This window comes from Streptomyces sp. NPDC001941 (assembly GCF_040296945.1).
Taxonomy (GTDB): domain Bacteria; phylum Actinomycetota; class Actinomycetes; order Streptomycetales; family Streptomycetaceae; genus Streptomyces.
Genome location: NZ_JBEOYE010000061.1, coordinates 50,533 through 57,311, shown reverse-complemented (window position 1 = coordinate 57,311; position 6,779 = coordinate 50,533). Strand labels below are relative to the sequence as shown.

The window sequence follows — 6,779 nt, the reverse complement described above, 5'->3', positions numbered from 1 at the left end:
GCAGCGCGCCCGGCGAGACGCGCGCCCCGGGCCGCGGCACCACCACCGCCAGCGGGCGCTCCTGCCAGCGCGGGTGCGGCGCCGCGACGACGGCCCTTTCGCGTACCTGGGTGGTTCGCCTACCCGGGTGGCCGCCCCCGTCCGAAGGTCCGGTCCCGGGGCTCAGGCCACCAGGCCGGAAAGTTTGCGCAGCGACTCGTTGAGCGCCGCCGTCGCCGAGTCCTTCAGCTTGCCGGCCATGAGCGAGACGGCCGCGCCCTGGAAGGTGCCCTCGATGCGGACCGTGGTGGCGTCCCCGTCCGGGACGAGCGCGTAGCGCGTCGTCACGTTGACGCCCATCGGGCCCTTGCCGCTGATCGCGAACACCCGGGCGGTCTCCAGCTCGTCGATCGTCCAGTTGACCTCGGCGGGGAAGCCCATCAGCTTCATGTTCTCGGCGAAGGTGGCGCCCGTCTCCAGCTTCTCGGGGCCGCCCGCGGGGAAGTTGGTGTGGGTGGCGTTCCACTGGCCGTACGCGGGGAAGTCCGTCAGCTGGGCCCAGACCTTCTCGGCGGGTGCCTCGATGCGCGCCTCTGCACTGACTTCGGCCATGCGACCACCCCTTCTCATCGGGTTACGGTGTCGCGGAACGTAGCCGCAGGGCCGCGAACATTCAATACTGATGAACCGTCAGATCTCGGTGGCGTCCGCGCGCCGCGCGCCCGCCCGCCAGATCTCCGCCGAGTCGAAGCAGTCCGAGGCGCGCGGCCGTCCGCCCTCCTCGTCGTGGCAGTGGAACGCCGCCCAGAACAGGTCGCCCGGCAGCGCGTCCACGGGCGCGTACACGCGGTAGACGTACTGCCGGCCGTCCAGGGCGAGCAGGGCGACCAACCAGAACATGCCTGTGTGACGAACGAGGGGGGTGCAACGGTTGCGCTGCGCGGGCCGGTCACCTCGCCGTGCAGGGTGCCGCGGACGCCCTCGTCGCGGATCCTCCCGATGTCATCCGTAAGGAGGAGGACCCGTGCGCGCGTGCCCAACTTCGGTGGGATGCGCAAATGCTCCCCGCCGGGGATGCCCGTACGCCGCGATGCTGATGGGGTGGAAGGGTGCGAAGCCCTACCCCGCGGACGCCCCGGCAGCCCGCAAGCGAACGTGCCGCGACCGAGGACCAGCTCAGCGACGAGATGGCCGCCGTGGTCACGGCCGCGCGCAGACGGGCCCAGCGCGACGGCGACCGGCAGGTCGACACGGCCCATCTGCTGCACTCCCTGATCGAGGCCGACCCCGACGTGCGCACCGCCTTCGACGGGCGCACCCAGCTCGCCCGCGTCCTCGGCTACCTCGTCCAGCGCAGCATCGGCTACGGGCTGCGCTGGCAGGGCTCGGTGGAGGACTCCGGGGCCGTGCCGGTCCTGGGCGGCGCGCCCGGCGCGCCGCGTACGGGCGGTTCCCGGGCGGGCGGGCGCGAGGGCGAGTCCGCCGGGTGGTCGCCCGCCGCCGCGGCCGCGATGGACGCCGCCCTGCTGCGGGCCGGGGAGCGCGGCGACGGGCGGGCCACCGGGCTCGACCTGCTCGCCGAACTGGCCGGTGACCGCGAGTCCCGGGCCGTCCAGGTGCTGGAGCACGCGGGTGTCGACCCCGGTGCGATCGGGGTGCGCGCCGACGAGCTGTCTCAACAGGTGTAACGGCCTTTACGCTCCTGACCCCGCTCTGCCATGATGCGCCGATGCGCGCGTCTTCGGTCAGAAGCGCCGGCCTGGGCCTCGCCCTGGTCTCGGCCTTCGCCTTCGGTGGTTCGGGTGTCGCGGCCAAGCCGCTCATCGAGGCGGGGCTCGACCCGCTGCACGTGGTCTGGCTCAGGGTGGCCGGCGCCGCCCTCGTCATGCTTCCCGTCGCCTGGCGCCACCGCGACCTGCCCCGGCGCAAGCCCGCACTGCTGGCCGGCTTCGGCCTGCTGGCCGTCGCGGGCGTCCAGGCCTGCTACTTCGCCGCCATCTCCCGCGTCCCCGTCGGCGTCGCCCTGCTCGTCGAGTACTTCGCCCCCGCCCTCGTCCTCGGCTGGGTCCGCTTCGTACAGCGCAGGCCCGTCACCCGGGCCGCCGCCGTCGGCGTGGTCCTGGCCGTCGGCGGACTCGCCTGCGTCGTCGAGATCTGGGCCGGCCTCGGCTTCGACGCCGTCGGGCTGCTGCTCGCGCTGGCCGCCGCCTGCTGCCAGGTCGGCTACTTCGTGCTGTCCGACCACGGCGGCGACGAGGCCGAACCGGCCGACCCGCTGGGCGTCATCGCGTACGGACTGCTCGTCGGCACCCTCGTCCTGACCGCCGTCGCCCGCCCCTGGGGCATGGACTGGGCCGTCCTCGGCGGCAGCGCCCGCATCGGCGGCGCCGACCTGCCCGCGTGGGTCCTGCTCGGCTACGTCGTGCTCATCGCGACCGTCCTCGCGTACGTCACCGGAGTCACCTCCGTGCGCAAGCTCTCCCCGCAGGTCGCGGGCGTGGTCGCCTGCCTGGAGGCGGTCGTGGCGACCGTGCTGGCCTGGGTGCTGCTCGGCGAACACCTGTCGGCGCCCCAGGTGGTGGGCGGCGCGGTGGTCCTCGTCGGCGCCTTCATCGCCCAGTCGGCCACCCCCAGGGCGCCCGTGGCGCAGCCGGTGGCCGCGGGCGGAGCCGTCGACCTGCCCGACCACGAGCGGGAGTTGTCAGCCGGTCGGGGCGCCCCGTAGGGTGACGCCGTGCCCATGACTGTACTTCCGCCGCCCGCCGCGTAACGCGGGCCGCACCTTCCGGCGAACTCCCCGCTCGGGCAGTCCCCGAGCGGCTCGTCGCTGCCCGCGTCCGGAGCCGAGCGACCAGCCGATCCGTACCCACGCGGCCGGCGGCCCGCGCCTGAGCGGCGCAGTCCGGCGCGCGTGGAGCGTCATGGGGAAGAAACCACGTGTCGAACCTTTCCACTCCGTCCTCCGTACCCGCTGCCTCCACCTCCCTCCCGTACGCCCCCTCCGACCTGCCCGCCCACGGCAACGGCGATCCGGTCGGGCGGAGCCTGCTCTACCTGGTCGTCGCCGGGATCGCCTGGGGCACCGCAGGGGCCGCCGCCTCCCTGGTCTTCCGGGCCAGTGACCTCGGGCCGCTCGCCCTGTCGTTCTGGCGCTGCGCGGGTGGACTCGCCCTGCTCCTGGGCGTGCTGGCACTGCGCGGGCGCCGGGGCAAGGGCGGCGCCGTCGTGCGGCCCGCCGAGCCCCGCCGCCGGAAGGTGCTGCGCATCCTCGCCACCGGCGTGGGCCTGACCGTCTTCCAGAGCGCCTACTTCGCCGCCGTGCAGGCCACCGGGCTGGCCGTCGGCACCGTCGTCACCCTCGGCGCCGGACCCGTGCTCATCGCGCTCGGCGCCCGGATCACCATGGGGGAGCGCATCGGCCGCGGCGGCGCGCTCGCCGTCACCGGGGCCCTGGCGGGGCTCGCCGTCCTGGTCCTGGGCGGCGGCGGGAGCGGCGAGGTGCGCCCGGCCGGGGTGGTCCTCGCGCTGGTGTCCGCCGCCGGGTACGCCGCGATCACCCTGCTGACGCGCTGGCTCGGCCGGGGCGGCGGCGGGGGCGACGCGCTGACCACGACCACCTGGGCGTTCGCGATCGGGGCCGTGGGCCTGCTGCCGTCGGCGCTCGCCGAGGGGATCCTGCCGCACACCGGTGAGTCGCTGCGCGTGGTGCTGCTCCTGGCGTACGTCGCCGCGGTGCCGACCGCGCTCGCCTACGCCCTGTACTTCGCGGGGGCGGCGGTCGTCAGGGCCGCAACCGTCTCGGTCGTCATGCTGCTGGAGCCGGTGAGCGCCGCCGTCATCGCGGTGGCCCTGCTCGGGGAGCGGCTGACGGCCGCGACGGTGACCGGCACGCTGGTGCTGCTGACCGCCGTCACCGCGCTGGCCGCGGCCGAGGCGCGCGGGGCGGCGGCGCGGCGCAGGGCGGGGTGACGGCCCGGGGCGCGGCGGCCCCGGACCGTGCCGTCACTCCGGAGCCGTCGCGCCCCGGCGCAGCAGGTGGGACAGGGCCGCCTCGTCGTGGTGGCCCGCCCGGGCGCGCAGTCCGGCCGCCACCTGCTCGCGCACGGCCTCGGGCTTGCGGCCCGCGTACTTGAACTTGGCGCGGACGTCGACCACTTCGAGCCGCAGTCCGCGCAGGCCCGGCAGCAGTCGGTCGAACGGGCCGCCGTCCGGGGTCACTTCGTCGGTGCCGCCCTCCGGCTGGAAGTGCGCCACCTGCCGGTTGAGCAGCCGGGCCTTCTCCCGCGGGTCGTCCACCAGGTGGGCGACACAGTGCAGTTGGACGGCGGCGTAGTACGACGTGGGCGTGCCGTGTCCGGGCGGGGCGCCCTCCGGGGCGGCCCAGGGGCCGGGGGAGAAGGCGTAGTCGTCGACCACGCTGAGCAGCACCCGGGGCGCGTCCCGCAGGGCGCGCCACAGGGGGTTGGGGCGGGCCAGGTGGAGCAGCACCTCACCGAGCGGCCCGGCCCCGGCGTCGTACAGGAAGTGCGTCGGCTGGACCCACGGCGCCTCGCCGGGGCCGCCGTTGACCGCCAGCTGGCCGAAGTCGTGGCCGGCCAGCCAGGTGCGCCACTCGGTCTCGTCGAGCGGCGCGTCCCAGGGGTGGATGAGCACGGCGGGCCCCCTACAGCGCGCGGAGGTAGTCGGGCAGGGCGACCGCCGGGGCGGGGGCGGGCGCCGGGACCGGCGTGCCGTAGCCACGGGTGAGCGGTACGACGCCGGTCCAGTTCGCCGTCCCCTCCTCGCCCGGCTCGGCCGACGGGTCGCCCGCGCGCACCTTGGCCGCCACCTCGTCCAGGTCCAGGCGGAGCACGGCCGTGGCGGCCAGCTCCTTGGCGTTGGCCGGGCGGGCGTCGGCGGCGCGGCCCGGGACGATGTGGTCGACCAGCGCGTCCAGCGCCCGGCGCTTCTCGTCCGGGTCGGTGACCTGGCGGGCGGTGCCGTGGACCACGACGGAGCGGTAGTTGAAGGAGTGGTTGAACGCGGAGCGGGCGAGGACCAGGCCGTCGAGGTGGGTGACGGTGAGGCAGACGTCCAGGCCGGGGTCGTCCGCGCCGCCGGCCGTCCGCATCGGGCGCGAGCCGGTCGAGCCGTGCACGTACAGCCGCTCGCCGACGCGGGCGTAGGCGGTGGGCAGGACCACCGGGGCGCCGTCGCGGACGAAGCCGAGGTGGCATATGTACGCTTCGTCGAGGATCGCGTGCACCAGTGCGCGGTCGTAGGAGGCGCGGTCCGCGTACCGCGTGGGCACGGTGCGCCCGCTCGCCGCGTACGGGCGGTCCTCGTCCCCGGCTTCCCCGGCTCCCCCGGCGGGGGTGGTGGACGCGTGCTGCGTGGTGTCCGGCATTGCGCACTCCATTGCACTAGTGCATAATCTGGTTTGTGCTAGGAGAGTATCGGATCGTCGGGCGCGGCGCATCGGACATTGCGGCCAGCGTGGAAGAGGGCGTGGGCAGCGGTGCCCTGCCGCCCGGTCAACTACTGCCCCCCATGCGGGAGTTGGCGGCCGAGCTGGGTGTCAATCCGAACACCGTGGCCGCCGCCTACCGGCAGCTGCGCGACCGGGGCGTCATCGAGACCAACGGCCGGCGCGGCAGCCGGGTGCGCCCCCGCCCCGCCAGTACCGCACGCGACGCCATCCGCGTGGACGTGCCCGAGGGCGTGCGCAACGTCGCCGACGGCAACCCCGACCCCGCGCTGCTCCCGCCGCTGGCCGACGCGCTCGCCGAGGCCGCCCGCCGCGAGGCGGAGAGCGCCGAGATGTACGGCCAGGACCCCGTCGACCCCGACCTCGCCCGGCTGGCCCGCGCCGACCTGGACGCCGACGGCGTGCCCGGGGGGCCCGTCGCGGTGCTCTCCGGCTCCCTCGACGCGATCGAGCGGGTCCTCGCCGCGCACCTGCGCCCCGGGGACGCCGTCGCGATCGAGGACCCCGGGTGGGGCTCGCTCCTGGACCTCGTACCGGCGCTCGGGCTGCGGCCGGAGCCGGTCGCGCTCGACGACGAGGGCCCGCTGCCCGGGGCCGTCGAGGCCGCGCTGCGGGCCGGCGCCAAGGCCCTCGTCGTGACCTGCCGCGCGCAGAACCCCACCGGCGCGGCCGTCTCCCGGGCCCGCGCCCGCGAACTGCGCCGGGTGCTCGACGACTTCCCCGGCGTCCTGCTCATCGAGGACGACCACGGGCACGGCATGGTCGACCTGCCGCCGCACCCGCTCGCCGGGGGCCGCACCCACTGGGCGTTCGTACGCTCCGTGGCCAAGGCGTACGGTCCCGACCTGCGGCTCGCCGTGCTCACCGGCGACGCCGTCACCGTCGACCGGGTGCGTGGTCGGCAGCGGCTCGGCCCCGGCTGGGTCAGTCGCCTCCTCCAGCGCGCGGTGGTGCACCTGTGGCGGACGCGGGCGGTGGACCCGCGGGAGGTGGCGCGCGCGTACGGGGAACGGCGCGACCCGCTCGTGGCGGCCCTGCGCGCCCGGGGCGTGGAGGCCCACGGGCGCAGCGGGTTCAGCGTGTGGGTGCCGGTGCCCGACGAGACCGGGGCGGTGTCGCGGCTGCTGCACGCGGGCTGGGCGGTGTCCCCCGGCGCCCGCTTCCGGATGTCCGCCGCGCCCGGGGTGCGCGTCACCGTCTCCTCGCTGCGGGCCGACGAGATCGAGCCGCTGGCCGACGCGATCGCAGGGGCGGTGCGGCCGGGGGGCGGGTGGCGTTACGACTGAGGGGCGCCTGTACGGGGGTGGCGGTACGACTGGGTGGCGCCTGTACC

8 protein-coding genes are annotated in these 6,779 nt (G+C 75.9%); 4 read left to right on the top strand and 4 right to left on the bottom strand.

The genetic code is table 11. From position 1 onward, the window contains the following. Positions 1-162 precede the first annotated feature (162 nt). Both ABT160_RS32020 and ABT160_RS32015 read right to left on the bottom strand, forming a co-directional pair. Positions 163-591, bottom strand: a complete 429-nt coding sequence (locus tag ABT160_RS32020) for a type II toxin-antitoxin system Rv0910 family toxin (protein ID WP_351651437.1) — start codon at positions 589-591, stop codon at positions 163-165. A 78-nt stretch (positions 592-669) separates the two neighbouring features. Continuing rightward, positions 670-879: a hypothetical protein gene (locus tag ABT160_RS32015; protein WP_351651436.1), complete on the bottom strand. Its 210-nt coding sequence runs from the start codon at positions 877-879 to the stop codon at positions 670-672. Between the two features lie 209 nt (positions 880-1,088). On the opposite strand from ABT160_RS32015, the gene ABT160_RS32010 reads away from it, so the two are divergent. The 3 genes from ABT160_RS32010 (at position 1,089) to ABT160_RS32000 (ending at position 3,948) form a co-directional block, all read left to right on the top strand. Then, positions 1,089-1,667, top strand: coding sequence for a Clp protease N-terminal domain-containing protein (locus ABT160_RS32010; protein ID WP_351651435.1), 579 nt, complete (start codon positions 1,089-1,091; stop codon positions 1,665-1,667). Between the two features lie 41 nt (positions 1,668-1,708). Then, complete coding sequence (locus ABT160_RS32005) at positions 1,709-2,704, top strand: EamA family transporter (RefSeq protein WP_351651434.1); 996 nt, start codon at positions 1,709-1,711, stop codon at positions 2,702-2,704. A gap of 281 nt (positions 2,705-2,985) precedes the next feature. Beyond that, complete coding sequence (locus tag ABT160_RS32000; RefSeq protein WP_351651440.1) at positions 2,986-3,948, top strand: DMT family transporter; 963 nt, start codon at positions 2,986-2,988, stop codon at positions 3,946-3,948. A gap of 33 nt (positions 3,949-3,981) precedes the next feature. On the opposite strand, the gene ABT160_RS31995 is transcribed toward ABT160_RS32000, so the two are convergent. Next, on the bottom strand, positions 3,982-4,632 hold the full coding sequence (locus ABT160_RS31995) for an FMN-binding negative transcriptional regulator (protein ID WP_351651433.1): 651 nt from the start codon (positions 4,630-4,632) through the stop codon (positions 3,982-3,984). Positions 4,633-4,642: 10 nt separating this feature from the next. After that, positions 4,643-5,365, bottom strand: a complete 723-nt coding sequence (locus ABT160_RS31990) for a pyridoxamine 5'-phosphate oxidase family protein (RefSeq protein WP_351651432.1) — start codon at positions 5,363-5,365, stop codon at positions 4,643-4,645. A 35-nt stretch (positions 5,366-5,400) separates the two neighbouring features. On the opposite strand from ABT160_RS31990, the gene ABT160_RS31985 reads away from it, so the two are divergent. After that, a complete protein-coding gene (locus tag ABT160_RS31985) occupies positions 5,401-6,732 on the top strand; it encodes an aminotransferase class I/II-fold pyridoxal phosphate-dependent enzyme (protein ID WP_351651431.1) in 1,332 nt (443 codons plus the stop codon). Positions 6,733-6,779: the final 47 nt, after the last annotated feature.

What these genes read in the sequence shown, in the direction of transcription:
- ABT160_RS32020 (WP_351651437.1), bottom strand. Translation starts at nt 591, where the DNA reads ATGGCCGAAGTCAGTGCAGAGGCGCGCATCGAGGCACCCGCCGAGAAG.
- ABT160_RS32015 (WP_351651436.1), bottom strand. Translation starts at nt 879, where the DNA reads ATGTTCTGGTTGGTCGCCCTGCTCGCCCTGGACGGCCGGCAGTACGTC.
- ABT160_RS32005 (WP_351651434.1), top strand. Translation starts at nt 1,709, where the DNA reads ATGCGCGCGTCTTCGGTCAGAAGCGCCGGCCTGGGCCTCGCCCTGGTC.
- ABT160_RS31990 (WP_351651432.1), bottom strand. Translation starts at nt 5,365, where the DNA reads ATGCCGGACACCACGCAGCACGCGTCCACCACCCCCGCCGGGGGAGCC.